The sequence below is a fragment of the Pseudomonas sp. PICF141 genome, from assembly GCF_002286815.1.
Taxonomy (GTDB): Bacteria; Pseudomonadota; Gammaproteobacteria; order Pseudomonadales; family Pseudomonadaceae; genus Aquipseudomonas.
In genome coordinates this window covers 41,839-64,912 of sequence record NZ_MUNM01000088.1, presented here as the reverse complement: position 1 = coordinate 64,912, position 23,074 = coordinate 41,839, and the positions used below count along the sequence as shown (strand labels likewise).

Sequence of the window (23,074 nt, the reverse complement as noted above, 5' to 3'; positions counted from 1 at the left end):
CTGAAGTGGGTCGGCGGGCGCACCAGCAAGTGGCCTGACAACCCGAATGAGGGAGGATTTCCGTAATGGAGTTTTTTTGAGGGCAGGTTTTTTGTGGCGAGAGGGCTTGCCCCCGTTCGGCTGCGCAGCAGTCGTAAAACCTCCAATGCGGTGAATCTGACAAAATCCGGGGCCGCTTCGCGGCCCAACGGGGGCAAGCCCCCTCGCCACAGGCAAGCCCCCTCGCCACAGGCAAATCCCGTCGCCACAGGCAAGCTCCCTCGCCACAAAAGCCCTTCAGCTCGAAGGAAATCAGGCCTGAGCCTTGGCCTGCGCCAATTGTTGCCACAGCGACGGAGCACCCGCGGATTTGGCGATGGCTTCCAGGCGCGCAACGTGCTGGGCCAGGTCTTCTTCACTCGCACGGATGATCCGGATCGGCTGACGATCGGCCGGCAGACGACGGATTGCAGTGGCGGAGTTGTCCGCGCCTTCACCTGAACCGTTGCCATCGGATGCATTACCGGCCAGCGACAGGCTGGTCTGGCCGCCGGTCATGGTCAGGTAGACGTCGGCGAGAATCTCGGAGTCGAGCAAGGCGCCGTGCAGCTCACGGCCAGAGTTGTCGACGCCATAGCGTTTGCACAAGGCGTCGAGGCTGTTGCGCTGCCCCGGGTGACGTTCCCGGGCCATCATCAGGGTGTCGAGGATCGAGCAGTGTTGCGTGATGTCCGCCCGATCGTGATGCCCCATGAGGGCGAATTCGTTGTTGATGAAGCCAACGTCGAACGCCGCGTTATGGATGATCAGCTGCGCGCCCTTGATGAACTCGAAGAACTCATCGGCCACTTCATTGAAACGCGGCTTGCCCACCAGGAATTCGTTCGTGATGCCGTGAACGCCGATGGCGCCTTCATCACTCTCGCGATCCGGTTGCAGGTAAACGTGGAAATGCCGGCCGGTCAGGCGCCGACCGATCAACTCGACACAACCGATTTCGATAATCCGGTGGCCGTCGGTCACCGGCATGCCGGTGGTTTCGGTATCGAGTACAACGGATCTGGTGGCCATCAGTGCTCAGCTCTCAACGGGTCAATCGTGCAAAAGCGGCGATGTTAACACGCAACACGGCCCCTGTAGGAGCTGCCGAAGGCTGCGATTGATCGTTCCCACGCTCTGCGTGGGAATGCCTCAAGGGACGCTCCGCGTTCCAATGGGACGCAGAGCGTCCCGGGCTGCATTCCCACGCGGAGCGTGGGAACGATCAGGGTCTAGGCCTGCTTGTACCCACGCACTTCATCCACGCCACGGTTGGCCAATTGGTCGGCCCGTTCGTTGCCGTGATGGCCGACGTGACCGCGCACCCATTTCCAGGTGACGTTGTGGCGGTTGACCTGCTCGTCGAGCAATTTCCACAGATCGGCGTTTTTTACCGGTTCCTTGGCTGCGGTCTTCCAGCCGCGTTTTTTCCAGTTGGCCATCCATTCATTGATGCCTTTCATCACGTACTGGGAGTCGGTCACCAGCAGCACGTCACAAGAGCGCTTGAGCTCTTCCAGACCACGGATCGCGCCCATCAACTCCATACGGTTATTGGTGGTGTTGGCTTCGCCGCCCCAGAGTTCTTTTTCAACGCCCTTGTACACCAGCAATGCACCCCAGCCGCCCGGGCCAGGGTTGCCCTTACAGGCGCCATCGGTGAAGAGTTCTACGCTATCGCTCATGCCAATCTATCCAGAAAATGCGGTGGCTCGCCGATCGATGACCGACGATGCCCGAGGCCGGATGAATCCGACCGGCAAAATAAAATGTGTATTACGGTTCGAGGTGACGACGGTTGACCTTGGCCATCGGTAACGGAATCAGCTTGCCCATTGGTTCGCGCCGTTCCTGGCGCACCGGCCGCAGGCCTACCACGATCTTGCGGGCGACCAATAAATAGAAGCCACCACCCGACAATTGCCAGTCACCGGCCTTACGCTCCCAACCGGCCAGGCGGGCTTGCCAGGCAGGCGATGCAAGCGGCGGACGATAGCACCCGAAGCGGCGTTTCTCCAGCGCGAAGCCCAGTAGATTCAGCCAGTCGCCAACCCGCGACGGCGAAATGCAACGGGCCTTGCGCAAGGCGTCATGGGCGAACACATGACGCAGGCCCCAGCTGCTCCAGGGGTTGATCCCGATAATCAGCAGATGCCCGCCAGGCCGGACACTGCTCGCCGCTTCGCGCAGCAAACCGTGGGGCGAGAGGCAGAAATCCAGCCCGTGCTGCAACACCACCACATCGGCGGCATGCTCGCTCAAAGGCCAGGCTTGCTCTTCGCAGACGATCTCCACGCCCGGCAACGGCGCGCCGAGCCGCACGTTGCGCTGGACCTGCGGCGCCGACGGCGGCGTTTGCGCCGAAGGGCCGTAATGCACCAGGTAGCCGCCGAAGAAGCGCCCCAACTCGTCTTCGAGCATGCGTCGTTCTTCGTCCAGCAGAAATTGCCCGATGGGCCCGGACAGCCATTCACGGGCCGCGCTGATCAATGTCAGCCACTCAGGATCAGCCTGAGCGAACGCTTTATCGGTCATTGCATTCTCCAACGCGCCAGGAAGTTCTAAGATGCGCCAATGTTTTCCGCTTGGCGAATCCGACGATGATACAGATCACTGCCCTGCCCGCCTTCACCGACAACTACATCTGGTTGTTACAAGACCACAGCACCCAGCGCTGCGCCGTGGTCGATCCGGGCGATGCCGCGCCAGTACAAGCCTGGCTCGCCGCGCACCCGGGTTGGGTATTAAGCGATATTCTGATCACTCATCACCATCATGACCATGTCGGCGGCGTCGAGCGGCTGAAAAAAGCGACAGACGCGACCGTCTATGGCCCGGCCAGCGAAAGCATCCCGGGGCGGGATGTGGCGCTCAAGGATCATGACCGCATCAGCGTACTGGGCTGGGAATTCGATGTTATCCAGGTGCCAGGCCATACCCTCGGCCACATCGCCTTTTATCATCAGGGCCATTTGTTTTGCGGCGACACCCTGTTCGCCGCCGGTTGCGGGCGCCTGTTCGAAGGCACGCCGGAGCAAATGCATCACTCGCTGAGCCGCCTCGCGGCACTGCCCGCAGACACGCTGGTGTACTGCACCCACGAATACACCCTGAGTAATCTCAAGTTTGCCGCAGCGGTGGAACCGGGCAATCCGGATACCGCCGCACGTCTGGAAAAAGTTACCGCGCAACGTGAAGCCGGAATCATGACGCTGCCCTCTACGCTGGCGCTTGAAAAGCTTACCAATCCGTTTTTGCGTGTTGACGAAACATCCGTTAAAGAAAAAGTGGACGAACGGAACGGAACCCAAAACCGGGCTCCGAGTGCGGTTTTTGCTGCTCTGCGCGCTTGGAAAGATAAGTTCTAAGTAGCCATCACGTTGGTACAAAAATTCTGAATGGTTGACCGAAGGGGGTGCGCTTTCTAGAATCGCCCGACATTTTTGCCCGGAACTTACTTCCAGCCAATGTCGTCACCTATTCGTAAAGCCATCAATTCAGACGCATTGACCCGCTTGGCTCAAGCCATCGCGGTGGCTGTGTCCGCCACGTTGGCGGGCTGTTCCAGCCATGTGCCGCAGACCGAAGCGACACACACTCCGAACATCGCCGCTCGAGCCAAGCAAAAACCTGTCTGGCTCAGCGAAAAACCGACACCGCAAATTCCACAGGACGTCTGGGAACGCATGCGCCAGGGTTTCCAGTTACAGGACAACCTGGGCATCAACCCGCGCATCGAGCAACAGCGCCTGTGGTTCGCCAGTAACCCGTCCTTCCTCGAAAACGCCGGCGAACGCGGCAGTCTCTACATTCACTACATCGTCGAACGCCTTGAAGAACGCAACATGCCGCTGGAACTGGCGCTGTTGCCGGTGATTGAAAGTGCCTACAACCCGATGGCCTATTCCCGGGCCAACGCGGTGGGTCTTTGGCAATTCATTCCATCCACCGGGCGTTACTTCAACCTGCGTCAGACCCGCTTCTACGATGGCCGTCGCGACATCACCGCTTCGACCACCGCGGCCATGGATTACCTGACCCGTTTGCACGATATGTTCAACGGTGACTGGTTGCTGGCCCTGGCGGCCTACAACGCCGGCGAAGGCACGGTCAGCCGGGCCATCGAGCGCAACGAACGACTCGGCCTGCCGACCGACTACTGGAACCTGCCGCTGCCAGCGGAAACCCAGGCCTATGTGCCGAAACTGCTGGCATTGTCGCAAGTGGTCCTGGCGCCCGACGCCTATGGCGTGAACCTCAACCCGATCGCCAACGAACCGTACTTCCAGGTCGTCGAAATCAACCAGCGCATGGACCTGTCCAAGGTTGCCGCGGTGGCCAATATCGACGAAGACGAACTGTTCCAGCTCAACCCCGCCTTCAAGCAGCGCACCACCATCGACGGCCCCCAGCATCTGCTGGTGCCAACGTCCAAGGCACAACTGCTGACCGCCAGCCTGTCGACCATGCGCCCTGACGAGTTGATCAGCCAGCGATCGCTCAAGCCGGTATTCGAAGGGGCGGATGACAGCGAAATCGCCAGCCTCAAGCGCGCCTATCGAGTCAAACGTGGCGACAACCTGGGCACCATCGCCAAGGCCAACAAGGTCGACGTCAAGGACTTGCAACGCTGGAACAAACTGACCGGCAAAAACCTCAAGGTCGGCCAGACCCTGGTAATGCAAGACACCGCCAAGCGGAAATCCGGACGCGTCGACACGGTAGTCGCGGCGAACAGCAAGACCAACGGCAAAATCACCAACAAGACGCAACAGACCCAATACAAGGTCAAGCAAGGCGACTCCCTGTACATGGTCGCCAAGCGCTTCAATGTTGAAATGCAGCACCTCAAGCGCTGGAACCCTCGGGTGGGCCAGGCGCTGAAACCGGGGCAGATGCTGACGGTTGCTTCACCGCATTAAGCAGCACGCCCTGTCGAGGGGCATTTGTGGTGAGAGGGCTTTTGTGGTTTGAGGGCTTTTGTGGCGAGGGGGCTTGCCCCCGTTGGGTCGCGAAGCGGCCCCAGCATTTTTTCAAGTCCACCGCATTCGTAGGATTTAACGACTGCTGCGCAGCCGAACGGGGGCAAGCCCCCTCGCCACAGGCAAGCCCCCTCGCCACAGATTTTGCGCTTGCAGGCTAATCCCCCCGACAATTAACAACGCATTAACCCCCCGTCTTTTTCCTGTCGATACAAGCTGTTACTGTACGGCCCACAAAGCCCAAGCCGCCTGGATCGGATCTCTGACTTGAAGCGTCCCCTCCTCCTGCTCCTGATCAGCCTGGCCTTGAGCTCCCCCGCAAGCGCGACGATCAGCGAAAGCCATGGTTATGCGCAGTTCGGCACGCTCAAGTACCCGGCCAGATTTACCCACTTCGACTGGGTCAACCCGCAAGCGCCCAAGGGCGGTACATTGCGGGTGATGGCGTTTGGCACCTTCGATACGCTCAACCCTTACACATTCAAGGGCTCGAGCCCGGTTTCCACCGCCAACTTCCTGCAATACGGTATCAACGAACTCAATGAACCGCTGATGGTCGGCACCGGCCAATACGCGCCGTCGGGCGATGAGCCGACCTCCAGTTATGGCCTGATTGCCCAATCGGTGGAATACAGCGAGGACCGCAGCTGGGTGGTGTTCAACCTGCGCCCCGAAGCGCGTTTCCAGGATGGCACGCCGATCACCGCTTACGACGTGGCGTTCTCGTACCGTTTGCTGCTCAAGGACGGTCACCCGCAATACCGCACCAACCTTCAGGAAGTGTCACGGGTGGATATTCTCAACCCACGGCGTATCCGTTTCGTCTTCAAGCGCGCCGGCAATCCGCTGCTGATCCTGCGCCTGGGCGAGTTGCCGGTGTTGCCCCAGCATTACTGGGAAGGTCGCGATTTCAAGGCCACCACGTTCGAGCCGCCATTGGGCAGCGGACCGTATCGCATCACCTCGGTAACGCCCGGGCGGCAGATCGTCTTCGAACGGGTCAAGGATTACTGGGGCAAGGACCTGCCGGTCAATCGCGGCAAATACAACGTCGATCGCATGGAAGTCGAGTTCTACCGCGACAGCGATGTGGCTTTCGAAGCGTTCAAGGCCGGTGAGTTCGACATCTATATCGAACACCAGGCGAAGAACTGGGCCAGCGGCTACAACTTCCCGGCCGTGCGCCGTGGCGATGTGATCAAGGCACAGATACCGCACCAGATCCCGACCCAGAGCCAGGGCCTGTTCATGAACAGCCGGCGGCCAACTTTCGCCGAGGCCAAGGTCCGCGAAGCGCTGGGGCTGATGTTCGACTTCGAATGGACCAACCGCACGCTGTTCAGTGGCGCCTATACGCGAGCCTTGAGTTATTACCCCAACAGTGAGTTTTCCGCCACCGGGCTACCGGTCGGTCATGAGTGGCTGTTGCTCAAGCCCTATCGCGATCAACTGCCCGCCAAGCTGCTCACCGAGCCGTTCAGCCTGCCGCAGACCGAAGGCCGCGGCATTCCGCGAGAAACCATGCGCAAGGCCCTGGAGCTGCTCGCCGAGGCCGGCTGGAAGCTCCACGGTCAGCGGCTACAGAACAGCATCGGCCAACCGTTGCGCTTCGAGATTCTGCTGGTCAACCCGAACCTGGAACGCATCCTTCAGCCTTACGTCGAGAACCTGGCCAGCATCGGCATCGATGCACGGCTGCGCACGGTCGATCGCGCCCAGTACAAACAGCGCCTCGATCAGTTCGATTTCGACATGATCCTGATGACCCTCAACCAGACCCTCAGCCCGGGCCTGGAACAATGGCAGTACTTCCATTCCAGCCAGGTCGGGGTCAAGGGCAGCAAGAATTACGCAGGTATCGCCAACCCGGTGGTCGACCATTTGCTTGAACAACTGCTCGCCGCCCAGACCCGTGATGCACAAGTCGCCGCAGGCAAGGCGCTCGACCGGGTGCTGCTGTGGCAGCACTACATCATTCCCAACTGGTACCTCAATTATCACCGCCTGGCCTACCGCAACCGGTTCGCCTTCGTCACCACGCCGCCCTATACCCTGGGCCTGAGCGCGTGGTGGCTGAAATCTTCGGAGAAAGATCGATGAAACCCCTACGTGCCCTGCTCTTGCAGGCCAGCGGTCTGCTGTTCGCCGGGCTGGCCTTTGCCGCCCCGCAACATGCCTTGACCCTGTACAACGAGCCGCCGAAATACCCGGCCGATTTCAAACATTTCGATTACGTGAACCCCGACGCCCCCAAGGGCGGGATCTTCCGCCAGGCCGGATTCGGTGGCTTCGACAGCCTCAATCCGTTCATCAACAAAGGCGTGCCGGCCGACGACATCAGCATGATCTACGACACCCTGGCCAAGCAGGGCCTGGATGAGCCGTTTACCGAATACGGCCTGATCGCCGGCAAAATCGAAAAAGCCCCGGACAACAGCTGGGTACGCTTCTACCTGCGTCCCGAAGCACGCTTCCACGACGGTCATCCGGTACGTGCCGAAGACGTGGTGTTCAGCTTCCAGACGCTGATCAAGGACGGCGCCCCGCTCTTTCGCGGTTATTACAGCGACGTGGAGGACGTGGTCGCCGAAGACCCGCTCAAAGTGCTGTTCAAGTTCAAGCACAAAAACAACCGTGAGTTGCCGCTGATCCTCGGCCAGCTGCCGGTGCTGCCCAAGCATTGGTGGGCTACCCGCGACTTCAACAAAGGTAACCTGGAACTGCCGCTGGGCAGCGGCCCTTACAAAGTCAGCCAAGTGAAGGCCGGGCGCTCGGTGCGTTATGAGCGGGTCAAGGATTATTGGGGCAAGGACCTGCCGGTCAATCGCGGGTTCTACAACTTCGACGTGATGACCACTGACTACTACCGCGACAACACCGTCGCGCTGGAAGCGCTCAAGGCCGGTCAGTTCGACTTCTGGCTGGAATCGGCCGCGAAAAACTGGGCCAAGGCCTACAACATTCCGGCGGTGGCCGAAGGTCGGCTGATCAAGGAAGAAATCCCCAACGGCAACCCCACTGGCATGCAAGGCTTCGTGTTCAACCTGCGCCGCCCGGTGTTTCAGGATGTGCGCGTGCGTCAGGCGCTGACACTGCTACTGGATTTCGAATGGACTAACAAGCAACTGTTCAACGGCGCCTACGCGCGCACCCGCAGTTACTTTGAAAACTCGGAAATGGCCGCCACTGGCCTGCCGGACGCCGACGAGCTGGAAATTTTGAATCCGTTGCGCGGCAAGATCCCCGAACAGGTATTCAGCGAGGCGTTCCAGAACCCGGTGACCGACGCCAGCGGCATGATCCGCACCCAGCAGCGCAAAGCCTATCAACTGCTGCAAGAAGCCGGCTGGCGAATCGTCGACGACAAAATGGTCGACGCCACCGGCAAGCCGGTGACCATCGAATTCCTGGTGGCCCAGACCGAGTTCGAGCGGGTGCTGTTGCCGTTCAAGCGCAACCTCAGCGACCTGGGCATCGACCTGGTGATCCGTCGGGTCGACGTCTCGCAATACATCAACCGCGTGCGCTCCCGGGACTTCGACATGATCGTCGGCAGCTTCCCGCAGTCCAACTCGCCGGGTAACGAACAGCGTGAGTTCTGGATGTCGGCCGCCGCCGACAAACCCGGCAGTCGCAACTCCATGGGCCTGAAAGACCCGGTGGTGGACCAACTGGTCGAGCAACTGATCAATGCTGATTCGCGCCAAAGCCTGGTGGCTCACGCCAGGGCCCTGGACCGAGTGCTGCAATGGGGTTATTACGTGATCCCCAACTGGCACATCAAGACCTGGCGCGTGGCGTACTGGAACCATATCGGTCACCCGAAGGTTTCGCCCAAATATGACATCGGCATTAACACCTGGTGGGTCAAGCCCGACGCGACATTGCCGATAGAAGTCGAAACCAAACTGCAAGCCGACCCTGCGGGCACGGAGTAATCAGATGCTGGCGTATATTTTTCGGCGACTGCTGCTGATCATCCCGACGCTGTTCGGCATTTTGCTGATCAACTTCGTGATCATCCAGGCCGCCCCCGGCGGGCCGGTGGAACAGATGATCGCCAAGCTCGAAGGCTTCGAAGGTGCCACCAGCCGCATCGCCGGCGGCGGTGCCGAAGTGTCGGTGGCAGGTTCGGCCTATCGTGGGGCGCAAGGCCTGGACCCGGCGCTGGTCAAGGAAATCGAGCACATGTACGGCTTCGATAAATCGGCGCCGGAACGTTTGTGGATCATGATCAAGAACTACGCCACCCTGGATTTTGGCGATAGCTTCTTCCGTGACGCCAAGGTCATCGACCTGATCAAGGAAAAGCTGCCGGTGTCGATCTCACTGGGGCTGTGGAGCACGCTGATCATGTACCTGGTGTCGATTCCGCTGGGGATCGCCAAGGCGACGCGACACGGCAGCCATTTCGATGTCTGGACCAGTTCGGCGATCATCGTCGGTTACGCGATCCCGGCGTTCCTGTTCGCCATCCTGCTGATTGTGGTGTTCGCCGGCGGCAGCTATTTCGACTGGTTTCCGCTACGGGGCCTGACCTCGAACAACTTTGACGAGCTCAGTACAGGTGGCAAGATCCTCGATTACTTCTGGCACCTGGCGCTGCCGGTGACCGCCTTGGTGATCGGCAACTTCGCGACCATGACCCTGCTGACCAAAAACAGCTTCCTCGATGAAATCAACAAGCAATACGTCATCACCGCCAAGGCCAAGGGCCTGACCCGTCACCGCGTGTTGTACGGCCATGTGTTTCGCAACGCCATGCTGCTGGTGATCGCCGGTTTCCCTTCGGCGTTCATCGGGATCTTCTTCACCGGCTCGTTGCTGGTGGAGGTGATTTTCTCCCTCGATGGCCTCGGCTTGATGAGTTTCGAGGCGGCGATCAACCGCGACTACCCGGTGGTTTTCGGCACGCTGTTCATCTTTACCCTGCTGGGGTTGGTGGTGAAGCTGATCGGTGACCTCACTTACACCTTTGTCGATCCGCGCATCGACTTCGAAAGCCGGGAGCATTGAGATGAACCTGTCCCCTCTCAATCGCCGACGTTTCGAGCTGTTCAAGGCCAACAAGCGTGGCTGGTGGTCGCTGTGGCTGTTCCTGATTCTGTTCGGCGCAAGCCTGGGCGCCGAACTGATCGCCAACGACAAACCACTGGTGGTGCACTACGACAATACCTGGTATTTCCCGGCCCTCAAGCGCTACCCCGAAACCGCGTTCGGCGGCGAATTCCCGCTGGAAGCCAACTACAAGAGCCCCTACATCCGCGAACTGCTCAAGGCCAAGGACGCCTGGGTCTTGTGGGCGCCGATCCCCTACAGCTACCAGAGCATCAATTACGATCTGAAAGTCCCGGCCCCCGCGCCGCCTTCGGCCGATAACCTGCTGGGCACCGACGATCAGGGCCGCGATGTGCTGGCCCGAGTGATTTATGGCTTCCGGATTTCGGTGCTGTTCGCTTTGACACTGACTATTCTCAGCTCGATCATCGGCGTGATCGCCGGGGCCTTGCAGGGTTTTTATGGCGGCTGGGTGGATCTGGCCGGCCAGCGCTTTCTGGAAATCTGGTCCGGGTTGCCGGTGCTGTACCTGCTGATCATTCTCGCCAGTTTCGTGCAACCGAATTTCTGGTGGCTGCTGGGGATCATGCTGCTGTTCTCGTGGATGAGCCTGGTGGATGTGGTGCGCGCCGAGTTCCTGCGCGGCCGGAATCTGGAGTACGTGCGCGCGGCCCGTGCGCTGGGCATGCAGAATGGTGCGATCATGTTCCGCCACATCCTGCCCAACGCCATGGTCTCGACCATGACCTTCATGCCGTTCATTCTGACCGGCGCCATCGGCACGCTGACCGCCCTGGACTTCCTTGGCTTCGGCCTGCCGCCGGGTGCGCCGTCCTTGGGTGAACTGGTAGCCCAGGGCAAATCCAATCTGCAAGCGCCGTGGCTGGGCATGAGTGCGTTTGCGGTGCTGGCGCTGATGTTGAGTCTGCTGGTGTTCATCGGCGAGTCCGCTCGCGATGCCTTCGACCCGAGGAAGTGAAATGAATCAGGACAATCTGATCGAAGTGCGCGACCTAGCCGTCGAATTTGTCGTCGGTGAACGCGTGCAGCGCGTGGTCGAGGGCGTCAGCTTCGACATCAAGCGCGGCGAAACCCTGGCGCTGGTGGGCGAAAGCGGCTCCGGCAAATCGGTGACCGCTCACTCGATCCTGCGACTGCTGCCCTACCCGCTGGCCCGACATCCGTCCGGCACCATCACCTACTCCGACCGCAATCTGCTGGATCTGCAGGAGAAAACCATCCGTCACATCCGCGGCAACCGGATCGCGATGATCTTCCAGGAGCCGATGACCTCGCTCAATCCGCTGCATTCGATCGAAAAACAGATCAATGAAATCCTGGGCATCCACAAAGGCCTGACCGGTAAAGTCGCGACCAAGCGCACGCTGGAACTGCTGGAAATGGTCGGCATCCCCGAACCGCAGAAGCGTCTCAAGGCCCTGCCCCACGAATTGTCCGGCGGCCAGCGCCAGCGGGTGATGATCGCCATGGCCCTGGCCAATGAGCCGGAGTTGCTGATTGCCGACGAACCGACCACGGCCCTGGACGTGACCGTTCAACTGAAAATTCTCGAATTGCTCAAGGAATTACAGGCCCGGCTGGGCATGGCGTTGTTACTGATCAGTCACGATTTGAACCTTGTGCGAAGAATTGCGCATCGGGTATGTGTCATGCAGCGCGGTTGCATCGTCGAACAGGCATCGTGCGAAGAATTGTTCCGCGCGCCGCAGCATCCGTACACACGGGAACTGCTGGCAGCGGAGCCCAGCGGCAAACCGGCGAGCAATGTGATTGGCCCGCCATTGCTGGCGGTCGAGGACCTGAAAGTCTGGTTCCCGATCAAGAAAGGCTTGCTGAAAAAGACCGTGGACCATATCAAAGCGGTCGACGGCATCAATTTCAGCCTGCCCCAGGGCCAGACCCTGGGGATTGTGGGAGAAAGCGGTTCTGGCAAATCGACGCTCGGCCTGGCGATTTTGCGGCTGATCGGTAGCAAAGGCACCATCCGTTTTGAAGGCAAGCAGCTAGACTGCCTGACGCAGAGCGAAGTTCGACCACTACGGCGGCAGATGCAGGTGGTGTTTCAGGACCCTTTCGGCAGCCTGAGCCCACGGATGTGCGTGAGCCAGATCGTCGGCGAAGGCCTGCGGATCCACAAGATGGGCACCGAGGCAGAACAGGAACAAGCGATTATTGCAGCACTCAAGGAGGTAGGTCTGGACCCGGAATCCCGGCACCGCTACCCCCATGAATTTTCCGGTGGGCAACGGCAGAGAATCGCCATTGCCCGGGCATTAGTGCTAAAACCGGCGTTGATTTTGCTGGACGAGCCCACTTCGGCCCTCGACCGCACCGTGCAACGCCAAGTGGTGGAGCTGCTACGTTCACTGCAAACCAGGTACAACCTGACGTATTTGTTTATCAGCCATGACCTGGCTGTCGTCAAAGCGCTGAGCCACCAGCTGATGGTGGTCAAGCATGGCCAAGTGGTCGAACAGGGAGACGCGCAAAGTATCTTTGCCGCCCCCCAACATCCGTATACACAGCAGTTGCTGGAAGCCGCTTTTCTGGCACCAGCCACTGCGCAATAAACCTGAAAAGAGGAGCAACACATGGGTTTTCTCGCCGGTAAGCGCGTACTGATCGTCGGTGTCGCCAGCAAGCTGTCCATCGCATCCGGCATCGCTGCCGCCATGCATCGCGAGGGCGCTGAGCTTGCCTTCACTTATCAGAACGACAAACTCAAGGGTCGTGTCGAAGAATTCGCACAAGGCTGGGGCTCGAGCCCTGAGCTGTGCTTCCCGTGCGACGTGGCCAGCGATGAAGAAATCGCCAAGGTCTTCGAAGAGTTGAGCAAGAAGTGGGACGGCCTGGATTGCATCGTGCACTCCGTCGGCTTCGCCCCGGGCGACCAACTGGACGGCGACTTCACCGAAGCCACCACCCGTGAAGGTTTCCGCATCGCTCACGACATCAGCGCCTACAGCTTCGTGGCCCTGGCCAAGGCTGGCCGCGAAATGATGAAAGGCCGCAATGGCAGCCTGCTGACCCTGTCGTACCTGGGCGCCGAGCGCACCATGCCGAACTACAACGTGATGGGCATGGCCAAGGCTTCCCTGGAAGCCGGCGTGCGTTACCTGGCTGGCTCCCTGGGCCCGGACGGTACTCGCGTCAACTGCGTATCGGCCGGCCCGATCCGCACCCTCGCCGCTTCCGGCATCAAGAACTTCCGCAAAATGCTGGCGGCCAACGAAGCGCAAACTCCGCTGCGTCGTAACGTCACCATCGAAGAAGTCGGCAACGCCGGCGCCTTCCTGTGTTCGGACCTGGCATCCGGCATCAGCGGTGAAATCATGTACGTAGACGGCGGCTTCAACACCACCGCCATGGGCAACATCGAAGAGTGATCTTCGGTTAGCCATTAAAAACCCGCCTCTTCAGGCGGGTTTTTAATGCTCGGAATTCAAGGCCAGACATAATTCCCTGTGGGAGCGGGCTTGCCCGCGATGACGGATTAACATTCAAAATGGATGTTGACTGATACACCGCTATCGCGGGCAAGCCCGCTCCCACAGGGTTTGAGTTTAGTCAGGGATCTGTGTGAGGCACCGCGCAAACAACTGCTGGATCGGCTGCATACGCTGGCTGTAACGCTGCAGCAACACGATCTCCCGATAGAACGTCAGTTCGCCCAATTCGATCACCCTCACCCTGGCGCCGTGTTCAAGCCACAGTCCGGCCTTGGGCAGCAGCGATACCCCCAATCCGCACTCAACCATTTTCACGATGGCTTCCAGTTCATCCAGTTCCAGCGCGACCTGCACGTCGATCCGCTGCTCGCGTAAAAATCGCGTGATCAAGCGCCCACCGAACGAATTGCGGTCGTAGCGTACGTGGGGATGGTTGGCGAGAATCTGCAACGGGTCGTCGCCCTCAAGCTCCGCCGGCACGATCAGCACAAACGGCTCGCGGCGAATGACTTGCACCGACAATTCCTTGGGTAATTCGAACGGCGGCTTGATCAGAATCGCCAGGTCCACTTCGCCGGTGTCCACCTGACTCAAGAGATTCAGCGATACGCCCGGCACCAGTTTCGCCTCCAGCAATGGCGCCTGCTGCCGGAGTCGCAACAGCGCACGCGGCAATAACCCGGTCTGCACGGTGGCCACCGCGCCGATCTTCAATTCGCCACGAAACTCGCCGACGCTGTCACTGACGGCCATGCGGCTGAAGGTCTCAAGAATGTCCCGAGCCATCGGCAACGCCCGCTGCCCCGCCGCGTTGAGAATCGCCTGACGTCCGGTGCGATCGAACAAGCGAATGCCCAACGTCTGTTCGAGATTGCGGATCTGCGCGCTGACCGCTGACTGGGTCAGGCCGATGTGCATGCCTGCGGCAGCGAACGTGCCGTGACGTGTCACGGCAATGAAGGTTTTCAGTTCCCGCAGCATATGGCGCCCCAATTGATCGAAATAATTTGATCTCGCTGCAAAAACTATCGTCTTTCAATCAAAAAGCACAGGGCTAAACTCCTCAACACCCAATTCGTCGAGGTTACATCCCATGCAACTATCTCCTTTTCATTTGGCTATCCCGGTTTACGACTTGACCGCGGCCCGGCGCTTCTATGGTGAAGTGTTTGGCCTGGCAGAAGGTCGCTCCAGCGATCATTGGGTGGACTTCAATTTCTTCGGTCATCAACTGGTCATACACCTCGCGCCGAAAAACGCGTCTCAGGAAGCTGCCCACACCAATGCCGTGGATGGGCATGACGTACCGGTTCCGCACTTTGGCGTCGTGTTGGGAATGGAGGAATGGGAAAACCTGGCCGAGCGCTTGAAGTCTCGGGGCACGCGATTTGTGATCGAGCCGGGGATTCGCTTCCAGGGGCTGGTTGGCGAACAGGCCACGATGTTTCTCTTCGACCCCTGCGGTAATGCGCTGGAGTTCAAGGCATTCAAGAACATCGACCAGTTGTTCGCCAAATGATCGGCCGAGTCCCTGACGCCACCGCACTCAGCGAGGCGGTGGCCAGTGGCGAGACGAGCACTGCCACCATCGCCGAACACTTTCTTGAGTGCATTCAAACGCTGGAGCCGGACATCCAGGCCTTCGTCTCGTTCGATGCCCACCAAGTACGTGCCGCCGCCGCACAATGCCCCGGCCAAGGCGTGCTGGTCGGAGTGCCGGTAGGCATCAAGGACATCTTCGACAGCGCCGACCATCCCACCCAGTTTTTTTCACCCATTTACGCCGGCCATCAGCCGTCCCGGGACGCTCATGTGGTGACACTGCTGCGCCAGGCCGGCGCACTGATCATGGGCAAGACTCACACCACCGAGTTTGCGTACATGCACACCGGTCCCACCCGCAACCCCCACAATCTCGCCCGCACGCCGGGCAGCTCCAGTGCAGGCTCGGCGGCCGGCATGGCCGCGGGCTTCTTTGCCTTGGCGCTGGGCACCCAGACCGCTGGCTCGCTGCTCAAGCCAGCATCCTACTGCGGTCTCTTCGCCTTCAAGCCGTCATTGGGGCTGGTGTCGCTGGAAGGCGTAAAGCCGCTGGCACCCAGCTTCGACACCGTGGGTTGGTATGGACGATCGGTGCGCGACCTGCAGCTCGTGGCAAGCGTGTTGATTCCCGGGTTCGTGGCCACTGGCGTGGAACGGCGTCCGCTGCACCTGGGTATGTGCCGCACCTCACGTTGGGATCAGGTGGAACCCGAGGTGGCTAACGCGCTGGAGCAGGCGCTGGATCAGTTGCGTAGCACCGGCCATCACGTCAGCGAAGTGCAGTTGCCGGATGAGTTTTCTGGCGTGTTCGATGATCATCAATTGATCAACGATTGCGAAGGAGCCCGCTCGCTGATGAAGGAATTTCAACAACACCGCACACAATTGAGCCCTTCGACATTGGCAATGTTTGAACGAGCGGCGGCGACAACCTGGGAACAGGAGTCCGCCGCCAAACACCGGCTGGCAGTCCTCGCTCCGCAACTGAATGAGCGTTGCCAACCCTTCGACGCCATGCTCGGCGCCTCCTGCGGGATGGTCGCGCCGGTGGGCCTGGAAAGCACCGGACCGTCGGACTTCATCAAATTCTGGGGGGCGTTCGGCTGGCCGCAAGTGAATATCCCGCTGCCTCGCGCTGACGCGCAATTACCGATCGGACTACAGATGATCGGGCGGTTCAGGCGCGACGGCGAATTACTGCGAGCGGCATCCCGGGTTGCAGCAGATCTGCAGGGAAGCCCTCAAAATTCGGCCTGGCCTTGATGCCGAACCTCATCGAGCGCCAGCATCAGGCCATCGACTGTCTTGTGATAGTCGGGATCGAATTCGATTTGCGCGACACTGAAACGAATGTCGTAGCCACGATGCACCGTGGCATTGCGCTCATCGAGTATTTCTTCAAGTCGCGCTCTGACCGCGCCAATCTCCACCGAGCTGGCGCCGGTCAACAAGGCGGCGAATTCATCGCTGCCCAGCCGGCCAATCACATCGCTTTCACGAAAGGCTATGCGCAGCACATCGGCAAAGGTTTTCAGGGCGTTGTCGCCCTCGGCGCGGCCGTAGAGCTGATTGATGTGTTTAAAGTCATCAAGGTCGAAGAACAATAGCGTCGCGGGTATGCCCAATTTCTGGCAGGCCTCCAGCCCTAACCGGGCCAAAGCCTCGAAGCCATGACGATTGGAGAGCAGCGTCAATTCGTCCATGCTCGCCATCTGCACGCCCGTCAGCTCTTGCTCGGCCTGTCGCGCCAGGTCGCGTAACACATCGCGATCCTGCGCGGCGCTGTCGAGAATATTCGGCGTGCGCAAAGCATCTGCGCCAGCGCCTTTGAACGGTTTGCCCGGGGTTAACATCATTCACTCCTTTGAGGGGTATAAACGTTAGAGTCGCTCACCCCCGGTATGACTCCCAATAAACGTGCCGCTGGTCAGCTACCTGCCACCGGACACGGCCCACCGGCATCGGCCCAGAGTTTGAACCGGGTGACGAAGGTATCGTGGGGCACCGGCACTGGCGCCCGCCCCTCACCTGGATTCCAGCCCCAAAGCACCAGCTTGTCGTCACTGACGTGCTTGATCAGCGCCGCAAAATCACGATCGCCATTGCTGGAACGGTCTTTGATCATCGCGCACAACTTGTCGGCCGGCAGGCCAATCCAGGCCATTTTGTGCGCGGCCGGCGGCAGGCTCCAATGCGGTGCGCCGGGTGGCGTGTTGGGGCCATAACTGGCCGGTGGATTGCTTTCGGCATGACAGGTAGCGCAAGGCAAACCGGCCGCGCCCTTGCCATCCAGGCCGCGAACCACATTCATTGCGTGAGGAACACCGGCGTCGAACTGCAACGGTGAATCGCCCGGAATATGACAGTTCTGACAACGGGGGCTCTGAAACACTTTCTGCACCGTATCGAACGCCTTTACCGCCTCGGTATCATCAGCGAACAGGTCTGAGGCATAACCCGCCAGGCCGATCAGCATGATCGCGCCAACCAATGCATGTCGTCTCATCTCACACCCCCGACAGTTGCAGCGGCAGTTCCCGCAGACGCTGTCCGGTCAGGGCAAACACCGCGTTCGCCACGGCCGGCGCCACCGGAGGCACACCCACTTCGCCGATACCGCCCGGTTTGTCGCTGCTGGGGACGATATGCACCTCGACCACCGGCATCTCGTTCAGGCGCAACACCTGATAATCGTGATAATTGGACTGCTCCACCTGACCGTTCTTGAACGTCAGTTTGCTGTGCAAGGTAAATCCGAGGCCGAAGGTAATGCCCGATTCCATCTGCGCGGCGATACCCTGCGGGTTGACCGCAATGCCGCAGTCCACCGCGCACACCACCCGATGCACACGAATCGCCAGATTCTCCTGCGACACCTCCGCCACTTGGGCGACGTAGCTGCCGAAAGACTCATGCACCGCCACGCCCAATGCGTGACCATCCGGCAAGGGGGCTTTCCAGTTGGCTTTTTCCACCGCCAGATTCAGCACGCCCAGATGCCGCGGATGCGCCTTGAGCAAGGCGCGTCGGTATTCCACCGGATCCTTGCCGGCCGCGTCTGCCAGTTCATCGATCAACGACTCCATGACGAAGGCCGTATGGGTATGCCCCACCGAACGCAGCCACAGCACACTGATGCCGGTTTGCGGTGAATGCAGTTCAACCTGATGGTTGGCCAGTCCCACAAGATAAGGACTGTCGGCCACGCCTTCGACGGAGGTTTTGTCGACGCCATTCTTGACCATGGTCGCCGCGAACGAGGTGCCCGTCAGAATCGATTGCCCGACCAGCACATGCTTCCAGGCCACTGGCATGCCGTCGGTACCCAGGCCGATGCGCGCTTGATGCAGGAACGCCGAGCGGTAATAACCGCCGCGAATGTCATCTTCTCGAGCCCAGACGGTTTTCACCGGCGCGCCCGCCGCTTTGGCGACGTACACGGCTTCGCTGACAAAATCCGAGGTCGGATTGGCCCGACGTCCGAAGCCGCCGCCGAGGAATTGGGTATGGATCTCGACCTGTTCGGGTTTAAGCCCGGTGATTTTCCCCGCAATCATTTGATCCAGCGTCTGGAACTGCGTGCCGGTCCAGATTTCGCATTTGTCCTTGGAGAGTTTCACCGTGCAATTGAGTGGTTCCATTGGCGCGTGGGCCAGGTACGGCACGCTGTATTCTGCTTCAATCGTCTTCGCCGCTTTGCCTAGCGTCGCCGTCGCATCCCCGGCCTGACTGGCGGAAGCGCCGGGGGTGGCGGCGAGTTTACGGAAGCTTTCCAGCAGTTGCTGACTGTCGAGCCCGGCGTTCGGCCCAAGGTCCCATTCGACCCTCAGCGCATCGCGCCCCAGCTTCGCCGCCCAATAATGATCGGCAATTACTGCCACTCCCGTGGGCACCTGCACCACTTTATGCACGCCCGGCACCGCCAGCGCCTCGGCGCCTTCAAAGGATTTGACGCTGCCACCGAACACCGGTGGGCGTGCGACCATCGCCGTCATCAGCCCATCAAATTGCACGTCCATACCGAACTTTGCCTGACCGGTGATTTTCTCCGGGGTGTCGAGGCGCTGGGTGGGTTTGCCGATAATCGTCCAGTCTTTGGACTCTTTGAGCTTGATCGTGGCCGGGTCCGGCACCGGTAACTTGCCGGCGTCATCTGCCAATTCGCCGTAAGTGGCTCGTTTGTCGCCGGCCATGACCACGCCCGACTCGGTGCGAATCTGCGAAGGCGCCACGTCAAATCGCTTGGCTGCCGCCTCGATCAGCATCAAACGCGCCGCCGCCCCGGCCTGGCGATAGCGGTCGAATTCCATCCAGGTCGACGTCGAACCGCCGGTAATCTGCATCCCGCCGAATCCCGGCAGGCCATAATCGGCCGCCGAGGCCGGCGCATGCTCGACACGGATTTTCGACCAGTCGGCATCCAGTTCTTCGGCGATCAACATGGTCAGGCCGGTCCAGATGCCCTGGCCCATTTCCGAATGACCGAGCAGCACGGTGATGCTGTTGTCGTTGCCAATGCGTAAAAAGGCATTGGGCGCGAAGACGTTTCCTTGATTCTCGGCGCCGAGGGCAAAGCGATTGGCACCCGGGATGACAAACGCCACCACCAGGCCGCCGCCCAGCACTGCGCTGCCCTTGAGAAAACCGCGACGCGAGACAGGATTGAGGTGGTCCATGACTCAGGCTCCTTTCGACGTGGCATCAACCGATTTCGGCGGCGCGTTTGACCGCGGCACGGATTCTTGGGTAAGTGCCACAGCGGCAAATATTGCCCGACAGCGCCTGGTCGATGTCGCTGTCGGTGGGCTTGGGGATCTTCGCCAGCAGCGCTGCCGCCGACATGATCTGCCCCGACTGGCAATAACCGCACTGAACCACGTCGAGCTCGGCCCAGGCTTGCTGGACCGGGTGCGAGCCATCAGCGGACAAGCCTTCGATGGTGAGAATTTTCTGCCCGTGGGCCACCGCCGTGGCGGGCGTAATGCAAGAGCGCAGCGGCGCGCCGTCGACGTGTACGGTGCATGCGCCACACTGGGCCATGCCGCAACCGAATTTGGTGCCCGTCAGATGCGCGACATCACGCAGTACCCAGAGCAACGGCATGTCCGCGGGGACATCCAGTTCCTGGTCCTTGCCATTGATATTAAGAGTCAGCATTGCGGATTTCCTCAGACTCACGGTGCTCTGAAGGGGCGCCTCGTGGCGAGGGGGCTTGCCCCCGTTCGGCTGCGAAGCAGTCGCAAATCCAGTGCATACCGGTGTGCTTGGCAGAACGAGATTGCAGGTTTCAGGACAGCTTCGCAGTCCAACGGGGGCAAGCCCCCTCGCCACAAGCTTCGCTCTTACAAGGTCGGCGTTACGCGCGCCTTGGGTTATCCCTACAGCTAAGCGCAATTTGCTCCGCAAGCCACCTTCATCGACCACCGGTCACTCCCGTCCCATAGCAGCTGCCGAGCTGCGCGAGGCTGCGTTCGGCGGCGCAGCCGTCGCAAACCCTACCTGCAAGTTCACCTGACACACCGCATTTGCTGATTTCACGACCTGCTTCGCAGCCGAACGCAGCCTCGCGCAGCTCGGCAGCTGCTACGGACTTGTCGATCTACGGCGTCACCGGTCGGTCGCGGACTGACTACGCTGATAATCCAGCGTGTTCAACCTGCCGAGGACAACCGCCATGCAACGCTTTCCCAAACTCACCCCCTGCCTGTGGTTCGACGATCAGGCTGAAACGGCGGCGAAGTTTTATTGCTCGATCTTCGATCACTCGAAAATCACCGCCATCACTCATTACGGCAAGGCCGGTCAGGAAATCCATGGGCGCCCGGAAGGTTCGGTGATGACCGTCAGTTTCGAGCTCGATGGCCAGACCTTCACCGGGCTCAATGGCGGACCGGTGTTCACCTTCAACGAAGCAGTGTCGTTCCAGGTCAACTGCCAGAACCAGGAAGAGGTCGACCACTTCTGGGGCAACCTGTCGGCCGGTGGCCCGGTGCAAGCGCAGCAATGCGGCTGGCTGAAGGATAAATTCGGTGTGTCGTGGCAGATCATTCCGGTGGCGCTGATGCACATGATGCAAGACCCCGACACGGCAAAATCCCAGCGTGCCATGCAAGCGATGTTGCAGATGAAAAAGCTCGATATTGCTGAACTGGAACGAGCCTTTGCCGGCCAGAGCTAATACACTCGGGCTCTGGCCTGCCGAGGACACCGAGATGAAGCACACCGTCACCAAAGATGCAGACAAAGCCCCGCGCTTCTGGCGTGATGACGCCCTGCCCTTCATCGAAGCCCGCTCCATCACCGACGGTCGCGAGGTCTGCTACAGCCGGCATTCTCACGCGCACTTTTCCATCGGCGCGATCACCGCCGGGCAGAGCATTTATATTCACGAGCAATCGGAGTTTCAGGTCAGTGCTGGCACCGTGGTGCTGATGAATCCTGGCGATGTGCATGCCTGCAATCCGATCGACGACCAGCCGTGGTCATACCTGATGCTGTACGTCGAAACGCCTTGGCTGACCGATTTGCAACATCAACTCGGCTTCAGCCAGGACTCGACGTTTCGCCGGTTTTCCATCACCCACAATCGTGACATTGAACTGTTCGCCGGCCTGAACAATTTGTACGAGGTGTTGGTCGATCCGCAGCAAGACGTGCTGTGCAAGCACAGCGCGGCGGTGGAGTTTTTCACCGACGTACAACAGCGGCTCAACCCCGTCGAGCAACCGCTGCGCGACCTCAATTTCAAACTGGAGCGGGCCGCCGACTATATTCGCGACAACTGCACACAGATGCTCAAGCTCGAGGATATTTGCGAGGCGGCGCAATTGTCACCGTCCTACCTGATCCGCGCCTTCAAGCAGCATTACGGCATGACGCCCCATGCGTTTCTGGTCAATCGGCGCATTCAATTCGCCCGGGATCGACTGCGCAGCGGCAAGTTGATCGCCGATGTGGCGCTGGAAGCCGGGTTTGCCGACCAGGCGCACTTTCAGCGCGCATTCAAACAGCATCTGGCGGCGACACCGGGGCAGTATCGCGGTTGATGCCAACACAAAATCCCCTGTGGCGAGGGGGCTTGCCCCCGTTCGGCGGCGAAGCCGTCGTAATCTATTGGATGCGGTATAACTGAGAAAAAAGCAGGGCCGCTTCGCGACCCAACGGGGCAAGCCCCCTCGCCACAAAAACCGGGCTGGTTTGTGTCTATGGCAACAACAAATACCCCGCACTCACCGCCAGCAACAATGCCATGACCCGATTGAACAGGCGCATTCCCGCCGGATTGCTCAGGTAGCCGCGCAAAAACGTCCCGGCATACGCCCAGCAACCGACCGACAAGTAGCAGATCACCAGATACACCGCCGCAAACTGCCAAACCAGCCGCGCCTCGCCGTCGGCGACAAACGCCCCCATCCCCGCCACGCAAGCCAGCCAGGCTTTCGGATTGAGCCATTGCATCACCGCGCCATACAGCATCGACGGCGCCCGCCCCGGCTCTTGCGCATTCAGACGTCCGTCGTCGGTGGCCAGTTTGTAAGCCATGAATAACAGGAATGCCACGCCGGCCCCTTGCACGATCCGGGTCATGAACGGCCACAGTTTCAGCACCTCATGCAAACCCAACCCCATCAACACCAACAACAGCACGAACCCCAAGGTCGCTCCGGCCACATGGCGCTGACTGGCCCGGAAACCGAACCGCGCTCCGGAACTCAATGCCACAATGTTCACCGGTCCTGGCGTAATCGAAGCTGCCAGCGCAAACGCGGCCATGGAAAGAATCAGACTCATTGCATACCTTCTTCAATTCAGTTGACCAGGCTTCAAGGTAATGAGCAGCCTGAACGCCGTATTGAAGAAAACTCCCCTCTGCGTCATTGCACGCCTGCCACGATACGCCGTGTAGCGAGGCCTATACTCTAAGAGTTGGCACACGCGATGCGACCTGCAATCGTGTTTGATGTAGGGGGCATCGCGTCGAGTGATCGTTCACGCAGGCCACAA

General features: G+C 60.0%; 21 protein-coding genes. 12 read left to right on the top strand and 9 right to left on the bottom strand.

The window, feature by feature from the left end; genetic code table 11:
* Positions 1-291 precede the first annotated feature (291 nt).
* The 3 genes from dnaQ to BZL43_RS26700 all read right to left on the bottom strand — a co-directional run bounded on the left by dnaQ (position 292) and on the right by BZL43_RS26700 (position 2,553).
* Positions 292-1,050, bottom strand: a complete 759-nt coding sequence (gene dnaQ / locus BZL43_RS26710) for a DNA polymerase III subunit epsilon (RefSeq protein WP_095635052.1) — start codon at positions 1,048-1,050, stop codon at positions 292-294.
* Positions 1,051-1,250: 200 nt separating this feature from the next.
* Positions 1,251-1,703: a ribonuclease HI gene (gene rnhA / locus BZL43_RS26705; RefSeq protein ID WP_095635051.1), complete on the bottom strand. Its 453-nt coding sequence runs from the start codon at positions 1,701-1,703 to the stop codon at positions 1,251-1,253.
* Between the two features lie 91 nt (positions 1,704-1,794).
* Entirely contained in the window at positions 1,795-2,553 is a 759-nt protein-coding gene (locus BZL43_RS26700; protein ID WP_095635050.1) for a methyltransferase domain-containing protein, read from the bottom strand.
* Between the two features lie 65 nt (positions 2,554-2,618).
* On the opposite strand from BZL43_RS26700, the gene gloB reads away from it, so the two are divergent.
* The 8 genes from gloB to fabI all read left to right on the top strand — a co-directional run bounded on the left by gloB (position 2,619) and on the right by fabI (position 13,465).
* A complete protein-coding gene (gloB, locus tag BZL43_RS26695) occupies positions 2,619-3,386 on the top strand; it encodes a hydroxyacylglutathione hydrolase (RefSeq protein ID WP_095635049.1) in 768 nt (255 codons plus the stop codon).
* Positions 3,387-3,485: 99 nt separating this feature from the next.
* Positions 3,486-4,940, top strand: a complete 1,455-nt coding sequence (locus tag BZL43_RS26690; protein ID WP_095635048.1) for a transglycosylase SLT domain-containing protein — start codon at positions 3,486-3,488, stop codon at positions 4,938-4,940.
* 327 nt (positions 4,941-5,267) lie between these two features.
* Positions 5,268-7,100, top strand: a complete 1,833-nt coding sequence (locus tag BZL43_RS26685) for an extracellular solute-binding protein (RefSeq protein ID WP_095635047.1) — start codon at positions 5,268-5,270, stop codon at positions 7,098-7,100.
* Positions 7,097-8,938, top strand: coding sequence for an extracellular solute-binding protein (locus tag BZL43_RS26680; protein WP_095635046.1), 1,842 nt, complete (start codon positions 7,097-7,099; stop codon positions 8,936-8,938). The genes BZL43_RS26685 and BZL43_RS26680 overlap by 4 nt, the downstream gene beginning before the upstream one ends.
* Before the next feature lie 4 nt (positions 8,939-8,942).
* Entirely contained in the window at positions 8,943-10,016 is a 1,074-nt protein-coding gene (locus BZL43_RS26675) for a microcin C ABC transporter permease YejB (RefSeq protein ID WP_095635045.1), read from the top strand.
* A 1-nt stretch (position 10,017) separates the two neighbouring features.
* On the top strand, positions 10,018-11,037 hold the full coding sequence (locus BZL43_RS26670; RefSeq protein WP_095635044.1) for an ABC transporter permease: 1,020 nt from the start codon (positions 10,018-10,020) through the stop codon (positions 11,035-11,037).
* A gap of 1 nt (position 11,038) precedes the next feature.
* Entirely contained in the window at positions 11,039-12,649 is a 1,611-nt protein-coding gene (locus BZL43_RS26665) for an ABC transporter ATP-binding protein (protein ID WP_095635043.1), read from the top strand.
* Positions 12,650-12,670: 21 nt separating this feature from the next.
* Positions 12,671-13,465, top strand: a complete 795-nt coding sequence (gene fabI, locus BZL43_RS26660) for an enoyl-ACP reductase FabI (protein WP_003202751.1) — start codon at positions 12,671-12,673, stop codon at positions 13,463-13,465.
* A 177-nt stretch (positions 13,466-13,642) separates the two neighbouring features.
* On the opposite strand, the gene BZL43_RS26655 is transcribed toward fabI, so the two are convergent.
* On the bottom strand, positions 13,643-14,509 hold the full coding sequence (locus tag BZL43_RS26655) for a LysR family transcriptional regulator (protein WP_095635042.1): 867 nt from the start codon (positions 14,507-14,509) through the stop codon (positions 13,643-13,645).
* Between the two features lie 112 nt (positions 14,510-14,621).
* Between BZL43_RS26655 and BZL43_RS26650 the strand changes: the two genes are divergently transcribed.
* The gene (locus BZL43_RS26650; RefSeq protein ID WP_095635041.1) at positions 14,622-15,047 is read left to right on the top strand and encodes a VOC family protein; all 426 of its coding nucleotides are present in this window, start codon (positions 14,622-14,624) and stop codon (positions 15,045-15,047) included.
* Positions 15,044-16,333 (top strand): amidase, encoded by a 1,290-nt coding sequence (locus tag BZL43_RS26645; protein ID WP_095635040.1) that lies wholly within the window; start codon positions 15,044-15,046, stop codon positions 16,331-16,333. Before BZL43_RS26650 ends, BZL43_RS26645 begins: the two co-directional genes overlap by 4 nt.
* On the opposite strand, the gene BZL43_RS26640 is transcribed toward BZL43_RS26645, so the two are convergent.
* The 4 genes from BZL43_RS26640 to BZL43_RS26625 form a co-directional block, all read right to left on the bottom strand.
* On the bottom strand, positions 16,312-16,923 hold the full coding sequence (locus BZL43_RS26640; RefSeq protein WP_095635039.1) for a GGDEF domain-containing protein: 612 nt from the start codon (positions 16,921-16,923) through the stop codon (positions 16,312-16,314). The genes BZL43_RS26645 and BZL43_RS26640 overlap by 22 nt on opposite strands.
* A gap of 74 nt (positions 16,924-16,997) precedes the next feature.
* Positions 16,998-17,576, bottom strand: coding sequence for a hypothetical protein (locus BZL43_RS26635; RefSeq protein ID WP_095635038.1), 579 nt, complete (start codon positions 17,574-17,576; stop codon positions 16,998-17,000).
* 1 nt (position 17,577) lies between these two features.
* Positions 17,578-19,746, bottom strand: coding sequence for a xanthine dehydrogenase family protein molybdopterin-binding subunit (locus BZL43_RS26630; protein ID WP_095635037.1), 2,169 nt, complete (start codon positions 19,744-19,746; stop codon positions 17,578-17,580).
* Between the two features lie 25 nt (positions 19,747-19,771).
* Positions 19,772-20,227, bottom strand: a complete 456-nt coding sequence (locus BZL43_RS26625; RefSeq protein WP_007906916.1) for a (2Fe-2S)-binding protein — start codon at positions 20,225-20,227, stop codon at positions 19,772-19,774.
* Positions 20,228-20,744: 517 nt separating this feature from the next.
* Here BZL43_RS26625 and BZL43_RS26620 point away from each other — a divergent pair.
* Positions 20,745-21,248: a VOC family protein gene (locus tag BZL43_RS26620; protein WP_095635036.1), complete on the top strand. Its 504-nt coding sequence runs from the start codon at positions 20,745-20,747 to the stop codon at positions 21,246-21,248.
* 34 nt (positions 21,249-21,282) lie between these two features.
* The gene (locus BZL43_RS26615; protein ID WP_095635035.1) at positions 21,283-22,116 is read left to right on the top strand and encodes an AraC family transcriptional regulator; all 834 of its coding nucleotides are present in this window, start codon (positions 21,283-21,285) and stop codon (positions 22,114-22,116) included.
* A 157-nt stretch (positions 22,117-22,273) separates the two neighbouring features.
* Here the strand turns inward: BZL43_RS26615 and BZL43_RS26610 are convergent, their stop codons facing one another.
* Entirely contained in the window at positions 22,274-22,861 is a 588-nt protein-coding gene (locus BZL43_RS26610) for a LysE family translocator (RefSeq protein WP_095635034.1), read from the bottom strand.
* Between the last annotated feature and the right edge of the window lie 213 nt (positions 22,862-23,074).

Excerpts from the sequence above, each read along its gene's own strand:
- dnaQ (WP_095635052.1), bottom strand. The coding sequence starts at position 1,050 with ATGGCCACCAGATCCGTTGTACTCGATACCGAAACCACCGGCATGCCG.
- rnhA (WP_095635051.1), bottom strand. The coding sequence starts at position 1,703 with ATGAGCGATAGCGTAGAACTCTTCACCGATGGCGCCTGTAAGGGCAAC.
- BZL43_RS26700 (WP_095635050.1), bottom strand. The coding sequence starts at position 2,553 with ATGACCGATAAAGCGTTCGCTCAGGCTGATCCTGAGTGGCTGACATTG.
- gloB (WP_095635049.1), top strand. The coding sequence starts at position 2,619 with ATGATACAGATCACTGCCCTGCCCGCCTTCACCGACAACTACATCTGG.
- BZL43_RS26690 (WP_095635048.1), top strand. The coding sequence starts at position 3,486 with ATGTCGTCACCTATTCGTAAAGCCATCAATTCAGACGCATTGACCCGC.
- BZL43_RS26680 (WP_095635046.1), top strand. The coding sequence starts at position 7,097 with ATGAAACCCCTACGTGCCCTGCTCTTGCAGGCCAGCGGTCTGCTGTTC.
- BZL43_RS26675 (WP_095635045.1), top strand. The coding sequence starts at position 8,943 with ATGCTGGCGTATATTTTTCGGCGACTGCTGCTGATCATCCCGACGCTG.
- BZL43_RS26670 (WP_095635044.1), top strand. The coding sequence starts at position 10,018 with ATGAACCTGTCCCCTCTCAATCGCCGACGTTTCGAGCTGTTCAAGGCC.
- BZL43_RS26665 (WP_095635043.1), top strand. The coding sequence starts at position 11,039 with ATGAATCAGGACAATCTGATCGAAGTGCGCGACCTAGCCGTCGAATTT.
- fabI (WP_003202751.1), top strand. The coding sequence starts at position 12,671 with ATGGGTTTTCTCGCCGGTAAGCGCGTACTGATCGTCGGTGTCGCCAGC.
- BZL43_RS26655 (WP_095635042.1), bottom strand. The coding sequence starts at position 14,509 with ATGCTGCGGGAACTGAAAACCTTCATTGCCGTGACACGTCACGGCACG.
- BZL43_RS26650 (WP_095635041.1), top strand. The coding sequence starts at position 14,622 with ATGCAACTATCTCCTTTTCATTTGGCTATCCCGGTTTACGACTTGACC.
- BZL43_RS26645 (WP_095635040.1), top strand. The coding sequence starts at position 15,044 with ATGATCGGCCGAGTCCCTGACGCCACCGCACTCAGCGAGGCGGTGGCC.
- BZL43_RS26640 (WP_095635039.1), bottom strand. The coding sequence starts at position 16,923 with ATGTTAACCCCGGGCAAACCGTTCAAAGGCGCTGGCGCAGATGCTTTG.
- BZL43_RS26635 (WP_095635038.1), bottom strand. The coding sequence starts at position 17,576 with ATGAGACGACATGCATTGGTTGGCGCGATCATGCTGATCGGCCTGGCG.
- BZL43_RS26630 (WP_095635037.1), bottom strand. The coding sequence starts at position 19,746 with ATGGACCACCTCAATCCTGTCTCGCGTCGCGGTTTTCTCAAGGGCAGC.
- BZL43_RS26625 (WP_007906916.1), bottom strand. The coding sequence starts at position 20,227 with ATGCTGACTCTTAATATCAATGGCAAGGACCAGGAACTGGATGTCCCC.
- BZL43_RS26620 (WP_095635036.1), top strand. The coding sequence starts at position 20,745 with ATGCAACGCTTTCCCAAACTCACCCCCTGCCTGTGGTTCGACGATCAG.
- BZL43_RS26615 (WP_095635035.1), top strand. The coding sequence starts at position 21,283 with ATGAAGCACACCGTCACCAAAGATGCAGACAAAGCCCCGCGCTTCTGG.
- BZL43_RS26610 (WP_095635034.1), bottom strand. The coding sequence starts at position 22,861 with ATGAGTCTGATTCTTTCCATGGCCGCGTTTGCGCTGGCAGCTTCGATT.